This window comes from Pseudomonas sp. SK2, from assembly GCF_016772395.1.
Taxonomy (GTDB): domain Bacteria; phylum Pseudomonadota; class Gammaproteobacteria; order Pseudomonadales; family Pseudomonadaceae; genus Aquipseudomonas; species Aquipseudomonas taiwanensis.
The window spans coordinates 2793366-2810870 of sequence record NZ_CP061944.1 but is presented as its reverse complement, the minus strand read 5'-3'; the positions used below and the strand labels follow the sequence as shown (position 1 = coordinate 2810870).

The window sequence follows — 17505 nt, the reverse complement described above, 5'->3', positions numbered from 1 at the left end:
GCGGAAGATTTTATTGCGTTACGCGGCAGCGAAGAGAAGGCAGAGTGTGATGGGTCCGCTTTCGAAGAGGCATCAATAAATGTTTGGAATGACGTTCTTGATAGATACCCTGACTACGCAAAATGCCACATGAACGAATAGGAAAGGACACGAATCCAGCGCGGGCTGGAACGCCAGGCAACGCACCAAGCGCCACATTACATACCGCGGGGGTGATGTGAAGGAGTGTGGGTGCAAGTGGAAGAGTCAGTGGCAACTCGACACCCTGCACCCGAACGCATGGCTCGCCATGCAAACTGTCACGGGTATCTGCTGTATGATTTCCGCCCGATTACGGAGCAACCCATGGCCAAAGACATCGACAACCCTTGCGTCTCGCTCTGCCAGCTCAACAGCGAATTGTGCGTGAGTTGTGGCCGCACGCGCGAAGAGATCCGCAAGTGGCGCGGCATGAAACGACCGGAGAAGATGGCCACCGTGCAGCGGGCCGCCACCCGTATGAAGGCCATCAACAAGAAAAATGCCAAGTCCAAGTGAAAGACCACAGGCATGCGGAAAGTCGGGCTTTGCCCCTGTTCGCGGGTAAGCCCACTTCCATAGTGGCTTGCAGCATCAGCCAGTGATGTGTCGTTGCGCCGTCCATTGGCGATAACGGCCAGCGTGCACTAACGTTCTGTCATCGTCCTGCGGTTTTCACGCAAGGCACGTCCCGATCTCTCGGAGCAGACACCCACCATGCAGGACTCGCGTCCGGACCCGACACTGTTCCTGGAATACCGTGCCGAGCGGCCGATCTTCCTGGACTTCCTGCATCAGGCCAGGCAAACGCCCGATGCCACCGCGATCATCGCCCACGATACCCACTGTAGTTACCACGAACTTGAAGCGATCAGCCAAGCCATGGCGGTCTTGTTGCTGGCCAAAGGTGCCCAGGGCAGCGATCGGGTGGTGATCGTCGCCAGCCGTTGTGCCGGCATGGTCTACGCCATGCTCGGCGCCCTGCGGGCGGGGTTGACGTTCACCATTGCCGACGCCGCCTATCCGACGGCGCGAGTGAACCAGATCATCCGCACCCTTGAACCTGTGCAGGTCCTGCTGTGCGGTGATGCCCAGCTCGACCTCGACCCCTCAGGCCCGCAGCCAGGCCTGATCGAAGTGCCCGAGGCGCCCGGCGAGGCCCTGCGGCGATTCGCCGGCCACTACCTGCCGTTACCCGAGGTCGACCCTGGCCAGCCAGCGTACATCACCTTCACCTCCGGCAGCACCGGGGTACCCAAGGGAGTCGTGACCCACCATGCACCGCTGGTGCACTTCATCGACTGGCATGTCCGTCATCATGGTTTCAGCCGCGACGACTGCTTTTCGATGCTGTCGGGCCTGGGCCACGACCCGGTATATCGGGACGTCTTCACGCCCTTGTCGATCGGGGCGAAAGTCATTTGCCCAGCCCAGGCTACCTTGACCAACCCGGCGGCGCTGGCCGCCTGGATCGAGCAACAGGGTATCTCGGTCATGCACCTGACGCCGCCCTTGGGCAAGCTGATCGAAACCGGCGCCAGAATGAACGGACTGGTGTTCGAGCGGTTGCGCTACTTGTTCTGGGGCGGCGACGCCTTGAGTCCGGCGTTGTACCAGCAGATCCGGGCCATCGCTCCGCTCACGGTCAGTGTCAACTTCTACGGGACCACCGAAACACCACAGGCCATGGCGTTCCACCAGGTCGATCCTAGAGCCGAAAGCGGCAAGATCCCGCTTGGCAAGGGGATCGATGGCGCGCAGTTGCTGTTGGTGAACGAGGCCCGGCAACAGGTCAGCGAGGGTGAAACGGGGGAGATCTACATCCGCAGCCCGTACCTGTCGCTGGGCTACTGGCACGATGCCGAGTTGACCGCTGACAAGTTCGTGGTGAACCCCTTCACAGGGGCCGCGAACGACATCTGTTACCGCACCGGCGACCTGGGGACCTATCTGCCAGACGGCAGCGTCAGTTTCCTCGGGCGTGCTGACAGTCAAGTGAAGATTCGCGGGCATCGTATCGAGTTGGCAGAGATCGAAAACGCCATCGCCCGCCACCCGAAGGTCAAACAGTGCGTCGTACTGGCCAATCACGACGGTCCGATGGTCAGGCTGGTGGCCTATTGTGTCCCTGCGCAGCCCGTAACGGCCGCTGCACTGCGTGATGCTTTGGGCGGTGAATTGCCAGACTATATGGTGCCTGCGCTGTTCGTGTTTCTCGATGCCATCCCCCTGACGCCCAACGGCAAGATAGACAGGCGGGCCTTGCCCCCGGCCTTCGACAAGGCACCTACGGCAGCGCTCGGCAGCCATGAGCTATCCCCGCTGGCGGCCCAGCTCAGCGAGGCCTGGGCGCGGATCCTCCAGGTGCCGAACGTCGATGCCAACCTGACCTTCGTCGAGTTGGGCGGCGATTCGCTGTCCTTCGTCCAGGCCTCCATGGCGCTGGAGTCACTGCTTGGCCATCTACCGGATCGGTGGGAGACCACTGCGGTGCGCGAGCTCGCGGAAATGGCCGGGCAGGCCAAGGCATCCGGGCTGGCAACCCGGGCCATGGAAATACCGGTGTTGCTCCGGGTGCTGTGCATCCTGCTCATCGTCATCGGCCATTTCCATGTGTTCGAGAACTGGCGCGTGGTGGGAGAGACCTCGGTTCTGTTCCTCATCTCTGGCCTTAGCCTGGCCAGGTTTCAACTCCGGGCCATCGATGAACGTGGCGACGCCCGAACCCTGGTGAAGTCCGTTGCTACCATCGCGGTGCCGACTATCGGCTACAACGTACTGACTCAGCTGGTGTTCGATACCTTCCATTGGCAATCGCTGTTGTTGATCAACAACTGGTTCCCGACGTCCGAGGTCGGCGTGTTCAACTCCTGGTACATCGAGGTGCTGCTGCAGATGATCGTGATCATCGGACTGCTGCTGTCGGTCGACCGGATTCGTAGGCGAGTCATGGCCAACCCGTTCCGCAACCTGGTGCTGGCATCCTGTGCGCTGGTGGTGCTCGATGTGCTGCTGAGGTCCTTCGTCTTCGACGCCACGGTGCTATTGAACCGAGTACCACAGCATTTCCTCGCGATCATGGTGTTGGGCATGGCCGTGCACTTTGCCGATTCGACGGTACGCAAATGGGTCGTCAGCGCGGTGGCGGTCTTGGTGATCGGTGAGCTGGACTTGGTCGCACTGGCGGGCCATGGTGGGGAGGAGGTCGCGAAACTTGGGTTTATCGACATTGCACTGCCAGCGATTCTCGCGTTGATCTGGCTGCGGCCGGTCGCAGTGCCGGCGATCATCGCTCGAGCGGCGGCGGCGATTGCTTCGTCGACCCTGTACATCTACCTGACGCACTTCCAATTCCAGTCCGTGGCGCGGCGTCTTTTCGATCACCAGGCGTTTGCCGTGGTACTGGCCATTGTCGGCGGGGTGCTGGTGGGGTATTGCTGGAACTGGGCGGTACGTGTGGTCGTGATGCGTTGGAATGGCTCCGGGCAGAAACGCCGTGTGGACACCGCGGAACCGGTGGCCTGACTCAGCGATCAGGCCTGCGCCACCGGCCGAGCTGGCTCGACAGGTGGCGCGAAAGGGTTACTGCACGTTGTTGAGCTTGATCACATCACCGGAGATGGTGGTGGTGTAGCCACTGAGGACCCAAGCCCAGAACCAGTTTTCCTGCACTTGTGTATTGATCATGGCATCGCCACCCTTGGCCTTGATGGCCGCGTTCTGTGCGCGAACGAAGCGGTTGTTCTGGCGGATCGGAATGATGCCGAACAGCATGATACCCGTGGCGCTTGCCTGGCTGTGGCCGAGCACGGTGTATTCGTTGCTGTCATAGTGCCGAGATTGGATCGGTGCTCCGGTGCAACCGGCCAGAACCAAGCCAAGAACGGTTGCTGCTGCACATTTGCTGAGGTACTTCACTGACTTCTCCATGACACGAGGACCGGGATCCAATTCCCGGCGGCGACACTCTAGCGGCAGGGTTCAGGGATTGAAAGTCAGAGTAGTGGCATTTTGCCTAAAAAATTCAGCCCGTGGTGGAGCGTTGTCGTTTGACCCGGTACATATCGCCATCGGCACGGCTGAGCAGGGTATCGGCGTCTTCCCCATCTTCGGGGTAGTAGGCCACGCCAACGCTGCAGGACGGCATGTTCAGCCCATTGAATTCGGTCCCCAACGGCTCGGACATCACCGCCAGTATCTGCGCGACCTTCTCTGACACGGCGGTCTGCGATTGGACATCGGTCATCAGCACCGTGAATTCATCCCCACCGATGCGCGCCACCGTATCGGTCTCGCGCACGCAGCCTTCCAGACGCCTGGCGATCATGCACAGCACGCGGTCGCCCATCGCATGCCCATGGACATCGTTGATGTGCTTGAAATCATTTATGTCCAGGAACAGCAACGCCAGACTGCGGCCGTGACGTTGAGCAGCCCGCAGTGCCGATTCGAGCCGGTCGTTGAAAATCGACCGGTTGGTCAGCTTGGTCAATGGGTCGTGGTGGGCGAGAAAGCGCAGATCCTCCTCAGCCTTGGTCAGAGCCGACACGTTCCGCGCGACGCCGATGCGAGCACCGATCTCTTCGGACCAGAAGGCCGACCACAGGATGTGCACGACTTCGCCATCCTTGCGCAGGTAGCGGTTACGAAAATCGAAATGGGGTTGACCGTTCATCACCCTGATGATCGACGCACGGGTCGCCGACAGGTCATCTGGATGCATGTAGTCGGTGATCAGGGTGCCCATCAGCTCTTCAGCGCGGTAACCCAGCAGGGCCTCGCACGCATCGCTGACGAAAACGATCTGGTTGTCCCGGTCGACTACGAACACAGTGTCCAGCATCAGGTGGATCAGTCTTGGGTAGAGTGTTTGCAGGTCGACGGGCATCGGCAACGGTGTCCTGTGCGGCACTTGATCATTGCCCGTTCTTGAAGAAGGGCGGCGTGTAATCCTGCAGATTTCCGGGGGGCTTGCGCAAGGGCCGACGCAAGATTTGCCAGCGGCGATATGTACTGAATAGGAAGCGAAAGCACCTTGAGTCCAACTGGCGCTTGCCAGCGGTTCCCCCCAATTGGGGGAACAGGGGTGGGGAATCCTCCCCAATACCGTTCGGTAGATTGTTCAAGTAATTGAAAATACTGCCATTTTACCAAATGGCATACACCTTGCTCCGTCTCCTCGCAGTTTACCTGTGTCCCGGAGGTGCAGCATGTCGACCCCGATCAAAGGCTCTGTCCTGACCTCACTCGTGCTGGCCGTCTTCGGTTGGCAGGCTACCAGCGAAGCGGCGGTGCAGTGCCAGCGCACCTTGGTCGCCAACGTGGTGGCATTGGACCAGCCCCTGATGTTCAACCGCCTCGGCGCACAAAACGCCAACGGCATGATGTTCGCACTCCGCCAGGATGTGGTGGATGAAAACCTCGTACCGCTCAGCAATGGCGGTGCGGCCGTACCGGGTAAGGTCACCCTGCGCCCGGACAAGCGCCCGCGGCCGATCGTGCTGCGGGTGGCTGCCGGTGATTGCCTGACCGTCAACCTGACCAACCTGCTCGATTACAAGGCCAACCCCAACAAACATGGCTTCGATGTGGAAGCACCTGAAGGCGAGGGGGAGGCGGAAGTCGAGAACCAGGTCGAGAATGAAGGCGGCGAAGGTTTCGTTGCCGATGAGCAGGTCGCCGAGCGACTGGTCGGCTTCCAGGTCAATGGCATGCAGGCGGTCAACAGCATTGCCGACATCTCTGCCAACACCGGTCGTAACGGCAATTTCCTGGTTGCGCCCGGCAGTACTCGCAGTTACACCCTGTATGCCGAGCGTGAAGGCGCATTTGCAGCCACCAGCAAGGCCGCGACCTTTGGCGGCGAAGGTGCCGCTGGCAATGTTGCCAACGGCTTGTTCGGGCAGGTGGTGGTGGTACCCAAACTGGGTCGTACTTACCGAAACACGTTGACTGAAGAGGAAATGCGCCTGGCCACGACGGGGCGTACTGCCACCGGCCAGCCGGTAATCGACTACGAAGCGCGATACCCGCAGGTCGAACCCTGGATCGCCGAAGGCAAGGCCGGCAAGCCGATCATCGCCATGGTCGACGGCAACGAGATTCTCAGCAGCGACACCGATGCGATCGTCATGGGGCCCAACCCGGACGGCAGTTTCCCGCGCTCGACCTACCCGCTGGAAAGCATCAATAAACGCAACCCGGCATTGCCCAACCGGCTGGAAGCCTTCCGCGACTTCGCCTCGCAGTTTGCCGATGAAGTCGCAGGCACCCAGGCGTTTCCTGGCTATTGGGCCGACCCGGTGATGGGGCATGTGCTGGAGCCGGCCCGCGACTCGTTCATGATCAACTATGGCTCTGGCGGCATGGGCGCGGAGGTGGTGGCCAATCGCCTGGGCGTTGGGCCGATGCACGACTGCCTGTCGTGCGCGTATGAAGAGTTCTTCCTGAGCGCCCATACCGTAGGAGACATCGGTACCCTGGTGGATGTCCCGGCCAACGTTGGCCTGGAGCACATCCGCCCAGGCGAAGTACCACCGGCCAGTGCCATCGGCGTCAAGGCCAGCATGGCGCTGTACCCGGCGGAGCCGGCCAACGTGCACCACAGCTACATCGGTGATTTCACCAAATTCCGCAACACTCATAACGGTCATGAACAGCACATTTTCCACTTGCACGGGCACCAGTGGCTGTTCAACCCCAATGACGACAACTCCGACTACATCGATGCCCAAGGTATCGGGCCGGGTATCGGCTACACCTACGAAATCGCCAACGGTGGCTCGGGCAACCGTAACCGTGTGGCAGGCGATGCCATCTACCACTGCCATTTCTACCCACACTTCGCGCAAGGCATGTGGGCAATGTGGCGGGTGCACGATGTGTTCGAGGAAGGCACGCGCCTGGAGGTCAGCGGGCAGGGCGAGAGCGGCTACCACAGCACGCCATTCGCCTTGCGCAGCGGCAAACCCGCTGCGGGCGCCCGTGCTTTGCCTGACGGCGAGATTGTCGCCGGTACGCCAATTCCGGCCATCGTGCCGCTCCCGGGCAAGGCCATGGCGCCGATGCCAGGCAAGGTCGTGGTGGTGCCAAAGCTGTCCGAGTCCCTGGTGGCTGGGCAGGAAGAAAACGAGGGTCAAGAGGAGGGTGATGACGATCATGGTCATGAGCCTGCAGTAGCCAAGGCGGTGGGCTCACTGGCACTGGTGGACCGTACCGAGGCCAACCGCAACGCCGATGGCACACTGAAGAACCCCGGCTATCCGTTCTGGATCGGCGGCATGGAAAGCAGTGTGGGCCAACGGCCACCGACCCCACCGCTGGACATGCTCGACCCGGCGTTGGCCCGACAACTGAAGGACAGCGGCAAGGCCCTGTGGGCCAACCTCGACCCGAACCAGGTCGATGGCTGGGACGGGGGGCTGGGCCGCCATGCACTCGACGGCGTATCCGCAGGTGGCGAGGCTGTCACCACCATGACCAAGCTGGACTTCTCCAAGGTGGTTGAAAAGGCCAAGCCCATCTACTTGCCGGAAGAAGGTACCGACGTCGAGCAGGCGGCCATGCAGTTCCACGCCAAGGCCGAACACCCAAGCTATGCGCTCATCCCCGGTAGCCAGCCGGTTGCCAAGGCGTTTCGCACCAACGGTGCACTGCCAACCGCGGGTGCACCCTTCTATGAGCCGTGCATGGATGACCGAGGCAAACGCCTGACCCAAACCTCGGGCCCCGGTGATTTCTTCAGTGGTGAAAGCCTGATGGGCATGAGCTTCCGCGGCTCGTCCACCTTCACCGCCGACCGTCCACGTATCTACAAAGCTGCCAACATCCAGTTCGACGCGGTGTACAACAAGGTCGGCTACCACTTCCCGCAGGCGCGTATTCTCTCACTCTGGGAGGACGCCTGGCCGGTCATCACCAAGCAGCGTCCACCCGAGCCGCTGGTGATGCGCATGAACACCTTCGACTGCACGATGTACACGCACACCAACCTGATCCCGTCGTTCTATGAAATGGACGACTACCAGGTACGTACCCCGACCGATGTGATCGGGCAGCACATTCACTTACCGAAATGGGATCTCACGGCGGCCGATGGTTCGGCCAACGGCTGGAACTATGAAGACGGCATTCTCTCGCCTGGCAGCGTCGTCGAGCGCATAGCTGCCATCCGTTCCTTCAACAACTGCAGTGAAGGCGACGCGCGGGACGGCACCGCTGCCTGCCCGAAAGCCAAGCAACATCCGTATTTCGGTCGCTTCGGCAGGGCCGACTGGCTCGGCGCGCGCTCGGCAATGCAGCGTTGGTTCGCCGACCCACTGGTCAACGTGTACAACGTCGACCGTGGCTTGGGCACCATCTTCACCCACGACCACCTCGGCCCATCGACCCACCAGCAACTGGGCTTGTACGCCACCGTGCTGGCCGAACCCGCAGGGTCCACCTGGTACCACGCCGAAACCGGCGAGCAATTGTACAACCCGGCCCTGCGCCAGGACGGCGGCCCAACCTCGTGGCAGGCAGTAATCCAGACGGGGGATAACGATGGGGACGGCAAGAACGACAGCTATCGCGAGTTCTTCCTGGAGTACAGCGACTTCCAGCATGCCTATGAAGCCGGCGTGTATGTAGGTGCCGGTCCCGACGGCATCCCCAATGGTCAGGCCTATCCGGCTACCGGCGATAGTTTCCGCTACGCCATCAACCCGCCAGTGCGGGGTAAGGCGTCGAACCTGCTGGAAGCGATCGTCGAAGAACGCGGCGGCATCAACCCTGGCTGCCCGACCCGCCCATGCCCGCAGGCGATCTCCGTGGACGACCCCGGCATGTTCGTCGTCAACTATCGCAACGAGCCGCTTGCCCTGCGTGTGTTCGACCCGAACAAGGTCGGTCCGGACGGCAAGCGTGGCATGCAGGCCGACGGCCTCGGCGGCGACCTGAGCTATGCCCTGCAAAGCCGGACCGACCGCGCGATTCCGGCAATGAACCTGGCGCCTTCGGCGATCACCTCGGCAGTCGGGCCTACCGGTGGCACCACGCTGTTCCCGCCGCACATCAACAAGGCTGGCAGCGAGCCAGGCGACCCGTTCACCCCAATGCTGCGCACCTACTCGGGCGACAACGTCCGCCTGCGCATGCACGCTGGTGGGCATGAAGAGGAGCACAACGTCACTCTGCACGGTGTCAAGTGGCTGCAGAACGGCAGCGGCTTCGGCAACAGCTCCAACTCGGGTTGGAAGTCCTCGCAGATGATCGGTATTTCCGAGCAGCTGGGCTTCATGGCGCCGGTGTCGATGATCTCCAGTTCTGCCGCGACCAATGGCGATTATCTGTACTCCCTCGATGCGGCACTCGAGGGTTACTGGAACGGCATCTGGGGCATCATGCGCAACTATACCGCCCAACGCGCCGACCTCTACCCGCTGCCTAACAACCCACAGCCGGTGGCGATGCGTAACACGGTGAACTTTGACGGTATCTGCCCGAAAACCACCGCCAACCCCAATGGCATCGGCACCCGTACGACGGTCAAGCGCAACTACGAGATCGTTGCGGCGCTGGCCAACGACATTCTGGAAAACCGCAACGGGGTCAGCATCAACGACCCTGCCGGTATTGGCCAGCATGTCGGCGGACCGCTCAAGGCCAATGGCGGCACGCTGGTGTTCAACAGCCGCAGGACCAGCATCGCGCAAGTCTCGGGTGTCGATCCGGAGGACGGAGGGACCTTCACCATCGGTGGCCACAGCGCACCGCTGCATGACCCCACCGCCGTGCTGTACGTGCGCAAGGCCGACCTGGACGCCACCACCGGTAAGCTCAAGGCGGGGGTGCCGGTGGAGCCGCTGATTCTGCGCGCCAACGCAGGCGATTGCATCAGCATCACCCTGGAAAACCGTCTGCCCTTGGTGATGCCAGACCTGCCAAGTACCGCCGTGATGCACAACGTGGTCAAGCGCGACCGCTTCGACAGCGAAGGTTCCACAGCCTTCGCCAACAACCTGATGCGTCCGTCCAGCCATGTGGGCCTGCACGCGCAACTGCTGGCCTATGACATCACCAAGTCCGATGGCGTGAACGTGGGCCTGAACCCGGTGCAGACCGTTCCACCACGCACTGGTACCAGTGGTGCCTACCCGACCAAGGTGTACCAGTACTACGCCGGGCATCTGGAACGGGAGGGCAAGCCGGCGCTGCAACTGGGGCGCACGGTGGACAACATCAACACCACCCCCATCGAGTTCGGTGGCCTCAACCTGACCCCTTCGGACGTCATCAAACAGCCGCAGAAAGGACTGGTGGGCGCCATGAGCATCCTGCCGCAGACCGCGACCTGGACCGAGGACACTGCCAGCCGCGCCCAGGCCACGGTGAAGGTCTCTGGCCAGCCGGACTACCGCGACTTCGTCACGGTCTGGCAACGAGCGCTGAACATGCGTTGGGCTGATGGCCGTCCAGTGGAAGGCATCAACACCGAGGGCAATGGGGCGGCGGGCGATCCCCAGGACAACGGCAACATGGCCGTCAACTACAAGACCGAACCGCTGTGGCTGCGCTTCGGCATGGCCCCGGACTCACCGTTCGGCCGCGCCGATGGCCTGGGCTTTGGTGACGTGCCCAATGCCCACATGGCCTACAGCAACGCCCTGGTCGGTGGCGACCCGCTGACCCCGGTGCTGTATGCCAAGCCTGGCCAGGCGGTGCGCAACCACATCGTCATGCCCAGTGGGGGCAGCCGAGGCATGACCTACCAGCTGGACGGGCATCTGTGGCCACTGCACGCGTACCAGGCAGAGAAGAACGATGTCGATGGCTACCCGAGCAGCTTGCCGGGGATCGGATCGGTCCGCTTCGGCTACAACCCGATGTCGATGTACATAGGTGCCCAGGAGAGTGTGCTGCCAGCCGCGCACTTCAGCTTCATGCTGCCAAGTGCCGGGGGCGCCAATGCCATACCAGGCGACTACCTGTTCCGCGACTATGCCGCTTACGGCAACCTTTCCGGGCTGTGGGGCATCCTGCGGGTAACCAACGAAGCACCGCCGACGACGGCGCCAGCGCAGTGACGAGGGGAACGCGAGCATGAACAAGAAGACTCGCCCTGCTTTGATGGGGGTAATGCTGGGGGTTGCGCTGATCGGCCTGGGCGTTGCGTATGAGAAGCTCTGGTGCGACCCTCGCGAGTTGTTGCAAGAGGCTGCCGACGAGCAGGCCCTGCACCGGATGAGCCGGGACGGCGTGACCGTGGAGTTCGAGGCGCGGCCACTGGCCGGTGGCGAGTTGCGCGAGGGCGATTTCGCCAACATCCGCTTCAAGGTGAGCGACCAGACCAGCGGTCAGCCGCTGTCGGGCATGGCGCCGGGTGCCTGGATCGACCCGGCCCAGTCGGCACCCAGCGGCGAGCGTGACAACAGCTGCAAGGCGAGGGTGGCGCTGTTCCTCAAAAGCAGCATCGGTGCCAGGCCCTTGCTCGACCTCAACAGCTACTTCCTCCTCGTGCTGAACAAGGACGCCAGCCTGACCGTGATCGACCCTACCGTATCGGTCGGCGGCGTGACCAGTACCTTGGCGCGCATCGAACTGCCAGGGCGGCCGATGGACTGGACTGCCACGGGTGACGACAAACAGGTGTTCGTGTCGATCCCAGAGCGCGGCAAGGTGGCGGTGATCGACACTGAAACCTTCACCCGCGTGGCAACGCTCGACGCCGGCGATCAGCCTGTGCGCGTTGCGCTGCAGCCAGACCAGCATCGGCTATGGGTCGGCAACAACAGCGACGACCCGGCCAAAGGCGGGGTGACCGTGATCGACATACCCGCACGCACGACGCTGAAATCGTTCGCCACCGGTTCCGGCCACCACGAAATCGCGTTTAGCGGCGACTCGCGCTACGCCTTCATCACCAACCGCGATGGCGGCACGCTCAGCATCATCGATATCCCCGAAATGCGCCTGCTCAAGACCCTGCAGGTAGGCCCGCACCCGCTTTCGGTGGCCTATTCGCAGCTGTCCCAGGCGATCTATGTGGTCGATGGCAAGGAGGGCTCGGTGCGGGTGTTCGATGCCCGCAGTCATCAATTGCGCCACATCATCAAGGCAGAGCAGGGCCTGGGACCGATGCGCTTTAGCAGCGACGGTCGTTACGGCATCGTGCTGAACACGCTGGAGAGCCAGGCCCTGGTCATCGATGCCAGTACCGATGTTTTGGTCCACCGCATCCCAGTCGCAGCCGAACCGTACCAGATGACCTTCACCAAAGGTTATGCCTATGTGCGCGGCCTGGCCTCGCCCAAAGTCAGCATGATCAACCTCAGCAGCCTGGGCGAGGGACGTGAGCCAATCACCCAGGGGTTCGAAGCCGGCCCCGCCGCGCCGCGCCAGGCGGGTGACTTGCCGCTCGCACAAGGCCTGTCGGTGTCACGCGATGACAACTCGGTGTTCGTGGTCAACCCGGTAGACAACACCACCTACTTCTATGCCGAGGGCATGAATGCCCCTATGTCCGGCTACAACAACCGGGGCCACCAGGCCCGCGCCGCCATCGTCATCGACCGCAGCCTGCGCGAACTGGCGCCGGGTGTGTATGGTTCGACGGTCAAACTGCCGGCGGCCGGCAAGTTCGATGTCGCCTTCCTGCTCAACCAACCGCAGATCATCCACTGCTTCAGTACCGATGTGACGAGCGCTCCCAATGCGCTCAGACGCAAGGGTGCCCATGCCGAATTCATCGGCACCGACCAACCTCTGGCGCAACAGGGCGCGTTCACCGCTCGGGTACGCATTCTCGGCGATGACGGCAAGCCACGCGAAGGGTTGAGCGACCTGAGCCTGCGCTACTTCCTGGCACCTTCTTCAATGCCGCGCACCGAGGCGTTGAAGGAAGTGGGCGAGGGGGTCTACCAGGCTGCGCTGAACCTGCCCGAGGCGGGCGCCTGGTACCTGCATGTCCAGTCGCCTTCGCTGGGTCGCAAGTTCGCCGAGGAAAACTACACCAGCCTGCGTGTCCTGCCGGCCACCGTGTCAAAAGCCCCTGAAGCTGAAACTAGGAGTGTGCGATGAACAGCCTGCATGCTTGCAAAGTGCTTGCCCTGAGCCTGGTCCTGGCCAGCAACCTCGCGCAGGCCCACGCCGGCCACGACCACAGCGGTGCCGCCGAGCAACCTCCGGCTGCGCGTCAGGAGAAGGCCAGCGTTCGTTTTGCCGATGTGGCACTGCTGGACCAGAACGGCATGCCGGTGCGCCTGGAGACAGACCTGGTGGGCGAGCGTCTGGTGGTCATGGGCTTCATCTACACCCGTTGCACCACGGTGTGCCCCGTGGTGTCTTCGATCATGGGCAAGGTGCAGCAGCAACTGGGCGGCCGCGTAGGTGAGGAGATCCAACTGGTGTCGATCAGCGTCGACCCCCAGCGCGATGACGCCAAGCGCCTGCGCGACTATGCCAAGGCCTTCCAGCATGGGCCTGGCTGGAGCTGGCTGACCGGCTCGCCCTATGCCATCAGCGAAACCCTCAAGGGCCTGGGGAGCTTCAGCGCCGACCTGCGCCAGCATCCGCCCCTGATTCTGGTAGGCGACGGTCGCAGCGGCCACTGGACGCGCTATTACGGCTTTACCGACCCGGCCGTGCTGATCGAGGAAATCAACCGCCTCAGCGCCCGCCGGGTGCACGCCAAGAGCACGGCGATCGCCGCCAACCCTGAGCAGTCCGAGGTGCAACCATGAGCAGCCTGACCTCTCGCCGTTGCGGCATGCGTAGTTTCGACTGGCTGATGCTTGTCGGTTGCCTGTGGATCCTCACCTCGGTGGCGTTGGCTCACGACGGCCATGCGCCGGATGCCCCGGCGCCACAACCGGCACCGCACGCGTACAGCAGTGGCGGCGGCACCCGCGACGCCCACACCTGGTTCACCGACACCCTGCTGGTGGACCAGAACGGTCGCGCGCTGCGCTTCTACAGTGATGTGCTCAAGGACAAGGTGGTGATGCTGAACGTAATCTTCACCCACTGTAACGACGCCTGTCCGCTGATCACTCGCAAGTTGCAGGAGGTACGAACCGCCATGGGGCCGGAACTGGCCAACCAGGTGACTTTCATCTCCATCAGCAGCGACCCGCTAAACGACACGCCTGCTGCGCTAAAGGCCTATGCCCGTAAGCAAGGTGTCGATGGCCCCAACTGGCTGTTCCTGACCGGTGACAAGGCCAGTGTCGACCTGGTGCTGGGGCGTATCGGCCAGTTCCTGCCTAGCCCCGAACAGCATTCGACCCAGTTGATTGCCGGGGATGTGGCAGGCAAACGCTGGAGCAAGATCCGTCCGGACGCACCGCCAGTGGCCATCGCCCAGCGTATGCAGCTGTTGGCCCAACCCCTTGCAGGTCGGTGAACACCATGTGCGGCCCCGTGTTCTTGGCCATGCGCCGACTGTTCATGGTCGCCACGCCTGCGCATTCCCTATGGGAGCGGCGTTGTGCCGCGAAGGGGCCGCAGTGCGCGCTCTCGTTCCGACTGACTCCCACATCCGCGCTCAGCGCGATGCGAGGAGGCGTTCTGTGCCTGAGCCTGCTATCGAGTTTCTGCGCCCAGGCCCTGGATCTGACCGAGCACGAGCAGGCCGGCAAGCGCCTTTACCGCGAAGGCATTTCCAGCAGCGAAGCCCAGCTGTTGGCGCGGGTCGGTGCCAGTGGCCTGACCGTGCCGGCCCACGTGCTGCCCTGCGCCAGTTGCCACGGTGCCGATGGGCGTGGCCGCGCCGAAGGCGGAGTTCGTCCACCAAGCCTGGACTGGTCGCGTCTGGGGCTTGGCCAAGGCGAGCGCCAAACCAATGGCCGTAGCTACCCTGCCTACACCGACAGCACCCTGGCGCGCGCGATCCAGCAGGGTATCGACCCTGCTGGCAACCGCCTGGACGCGGCAATGCCACGCTTCGAACTGACCTTGGCCGACCAGCGCAACCTGACCGCCTACCTGAAGCGGCTGAGCGACGATCGCGACCCTGGTGTCGAGGAGGACGTGCTGCGTTTGGGCACGCTGTTGCCCGGCAGCGGGCCGTTGGCCGACGCTGGCCATGTGGTGCGCGCCGTCATTGAGGATGGCCTGGCACAGCTCAACCAGCAGGGTGGCATCCACGGCCGGCGTCTAGAGCTGGTGGTGCGGGACCCAGGCAATGATCCCTCCAGCGCCAGCCAGGCACTCGAACGCCTGCTGGACGAGCAGCAGGTGTTCGCGTTGATTTCACCCTTGGCACCGATGCTCGATGAACAGCTGGTGGCTGCGCTCGAGCAGCGTGGTGTGCCGTTGGTGGGCAGCACACCACGCAGCGGCGGCAGCGCGCAGATATTCGACCCTCTACCAGGGTTGCCCGCGCAGTTATTGAGCCTGGCCGAGCACGCACGGACGGCCCTGGGTGTGCCTGCCGATGGCTTGCAGGTGGTCTACGCCGGCGCCGAACAGGCATCCTTGGCCGAGCAGGTACGTGAACGCTTGCACAAGCAGGGCTGGGCTACCAGGCCTGCGCAGTTGTTCGCCGGCCAGGCGCTGGAGGCGCAGGGCATTGTGTTCGTCGGTCGTGCGCAGGCCTTCACCGAACTGGCCAGTGCACTGCAGGCAGCCGGTCGCGATCCTTATTTGCTGGCGGCCTCCAGTCAGGTGGCGGGCGCTGTGGCGCAGTTGCCAGCGCAATGGTCGCAGCGTGTATTCCTGGCCTATCCGTTCGTGCCCGATGACTGGACCGAGAACGGCCTGGCGACCTTGGCCGGCGTACAACGCCGCCAGGGACTGGACCCGCGCCAGGCTTCGCTGCAGGTCAACACCTTGTGCGCCTTGCGCCTGTTGACCGACGCCTTGAAGCAAATCGGTCGCGACGCTAGTCGCGAACGACTGGTGGTGGCGCTGGAAGGTTTGCATGACGTCAACACGGGCCTCACTCCGGCCCTCAACTTCGGCCCCGGTCGTCGCCAAGGCATGGCGGGCGCTCATGTGGTGGCCGTGTCATTGCCTGGGCCGCGCTTCACCGCCGTTGCCCCGTACCGGCCGTTGCCGGAAATGCCTTGAGTGGAGGTGGCCATGCGTATGCTGATGCTGGCGCTGTTATGGTTGCTTTCCAGCACCGGTTGGGCAGAGCAACCAGCGGCGCGGGTCAATGGTGTGGAAATCGGTGTAATGCGCTTGGAGCGCTACTTCAGCGAATACCTGGATGCCCAGGGCAGGGCTGTGACCAGTATCCGCAATCCGGGCCTGTACAAGCGCCTTCGCGACCAGGCGCTGGATGAATTGATCGACAAGGAACTGCTCTGGCAGGAAGCCCAACGACGCGGCATCGTCATCAGCGACGAGGAGGTATCGGCTCAGGTCAGCCAGCTGGAAGCGGCGTTCGGCAGCCCGGCGGTGTTCGAACGAAAGCTGGCAGAGGCGGGGTTCGATAGGGCAAATTACGCTGATTACGTGCGTCACGAACTGGCCGCGCAGCAGGTCTATGCCCAGCTAAGCGTCGTCGATGAGCCTGGCAAGCCCGAAGTAGAGGCGTTCTACCGAGCCAATCGACAAAGACTGCAAGGAACGCAGAACCAAAGTGATAACCCTTCTGTCATACCGGAACAAGGGCTGGAACTGGCCAGGGCCGCGCTCATCGAGCAATTGCAAGCTCAGGCGCGGCAAGCCGTGCGCCAACGTTTGCGAGATTCCGCTACAGTGGAGGTCGCCGACTGAGCCCGGCAGTAGCGTTTCCCCAATGCTGGGGAAACCCGGCTTGGCAATGTGCCATCACCTCCCCCGGAAGTGGGGAACCGAGCACATCCTTGGCGTGAAGCGTTCGAAACACGCCTGCCAAATCAATGACTTACAGTGGTGCAACATGACCCTTCACGCCTGGCACGAAGCCTGCTCAAGCCTTATCGAGGCCGCACTTCGCAGACTGGGTAACCGGGTAGTTCTTGGGAGTCGACCTTGGTGAACAGAGTATTGGTAGTCGATGACGAACAGACCCTTGCGCAGAACCTGCAGTCGTATTTGCAGGCGCAAGGCCTGGAAGTCCATGTTGCCCACGACGGTGCCAGCGGTATTGGCCTGGCTGAGAGCCTGGCGCCGGATGTGATCGTGCTGGATTACCGCTTGCCCGATATGGAGGGTTTTCAGGTTCTGCAGAGCGCGCGTGAGAAGAACAGGCAATGCCACTTCGTGCTGATCACCGCCCACCCGACCGTTGAGGTCCGTGAGCGAGCCGCCGAACTGGGAGTGACCCATGTCCTGTTCAAGCCGTTCCCATTGGCGGAACTGGCCCGCGTGATCTTCGACCTGATGGGCATGCAACGCCAGCGCAGGGCTACGGACCACCCAGCCGAAGGGTTCGTCGAACGACGCCAGAACAGGAACGAATCGTTCCCCTTGCAGTTGTACGATGGCAGCTGGGTACTGGCCGATCGCCGCCGTCATGGCGCCAAGCCTCCAGAACCTGACGACGATCAACTGCTCACCGGGGAATAGCGGCGCCCG

The 17505-nt window shown here is 62.6% G+C and carries 11 protein-coding genes; 9 read left to right on the top strand and 2 right to left on the bottom strand.

Annotation, left to right across the window (positions count from 1 at the left end; genetic code table 11):
• Nucleotides 1-345 precede the first annotated feature (345 nt).
• Together IF103_RS12470 and IF103_RS12465 are read left to right on the top strand one after the other, a co-directional pair.
• Complete coding sequence (locus tag IF103_RS12470) at nucleotides 346-537, top strand: DUF1289 domain-containing protein (RefSeq protein ID WP_023380667.1); 192 nt, start codon at nucleotides 346-348, stop codon at nucleotides 535-537.
• Nucleotides 538-735: 198 nt separating this feature from the next.
• Nucleotides 736-3543: an amino acid adenylation domain-containing protein gene (locus IF103_RS12465; protein ID WP_202675355.1), complete on the top strand. Its 2808-nt coding sequence runs from the start codon at nucleotides 736-738 to the stop codon at nucleotides 3541-3543.
• A gap of 57 nt (nucleotides 3544-3600) precedes the next feature.
• On the opposite strand, the gene IF103_RS12460 is transcribed toward IF103_RS12465, so the two are convergent.
• Together IF103_RS12460 and IF103_RS12455 are read right to left on the bottom strand one after the other, a co-directional pair.
• Complete coding sequence (locus IF103_RS12460; protein WP_023380665.1) at nucleotides 3601-3936, bottom strand: hypothetical protein; 336 nt, start codon at nucleotides 3934-3936, stop codon at nucleotides 3601-3603.
• Between the two features lie 106 nt (nucleotides 3937-4042).
• Nucleotides 4043-4906, bottom strand: coding sequence for a GGDEF domain-containing protein (locus IF103_RS12455; RefSeq protein ID WP_104881739.1), 864 nt, complete (start codon nucleotides 4904-4906; stop codon nucleotides 4043-4045).
• 322 nt (nucleotides 4907-5228) lie between these two features.
• On the opposite strand from IF103_RS12455, the gene mnxG reads away from it, so the two are divergent.
• From mnxG to IF103_RS12420, 7 genes are all read left to right on the top strand, one after another.
• Nucleotides 5229-11084 (top strand): manganese-oxidizing multicopper oxidase MnxG, encoded by a 5856-nt coding sequence (gene mnxG / locus IF103_RS12450; RefSeq protein ID WP_202675354.1) that lies wholly within the window; start codon nucleotides 5229-5231, stop codon nucleotides 11082-11084.
• A 16-nt stretch (nucleotides 11085-11100) separates the two neighbouring features.
• Nucleotides 11101-13077, top strand: coding sequence for a cytochrome D1 domain-containing protein (locus IF103_RS12445; RefSeq protein WP_202675353.1), 1977 nt, complete (start codon nucleotides 11101-11103; stop codon nucleotides 13075-13077).
• Nucleotides 13074-13739, top strand: a complete 666-nt coding sequence (locus IF103_RS12440; protein WP_023380661.1) for an SCO family protein — start codon at nucleotides 13074-13076, stop codon at nucleotides 13737-13739. Before IF103_RS12445 ends, IF103_RS12440 begins: the two co-directional genes overlap by 4 nt.
• Nucleotides 13736-14401, top strand: a complete 666-nt coding sequence (locus IF103_RS12435) for an SCO family protein (RefSeq protein ID WP_104883879.1) — start codon at nucleotides 13736-13738, stop codon at nucleotides 14399-14401. Before IF103_RS12440 ends, IF103_RS12435 begins: the two co-directional genes overlap by 4 nt.
• 29 nt (nucleotides 14402-14430) lie before the next feature.
• The gene (locus IF103_RS12430; RefSeq protein ID WP_484586384.1) at nucleotides 14431-16068 is read left to right on the top strand and encodes a cytochrome c/ABC transporter substrate-binding protein; all 1638 of its coding nucleotides are present in this window, start codon (nucleotides 14431-14433) and stop codon (nucleotides 16066-16068) included.
• Nucleotides 16069-16080: 12 nt separating this feature from the next.
• Entirely contained in the window at nucleotides 16081-16722 is a 642-nt protein-coding gene (locus IF103_RS12425; RefSeq protein ID WP_023380658.1) for a SurA N-terminal domain-containing protein, read from the top strand.
• A gap of 237 nt (nucleotides 16723-16959) precedes the next feature.
• Nucleotides 16960-17496: a response regulator gene (locus IF103_RS12420; protein ID WP_027906920.1), complete on the top strand. Its 537-nt coding sequence runs from the start codon at nucleotides 16960-16962 to the stop codon at nucleotides 17494-17496.
• Nucleotides 17497-17505: the final 9 nt, after the last annotated feature.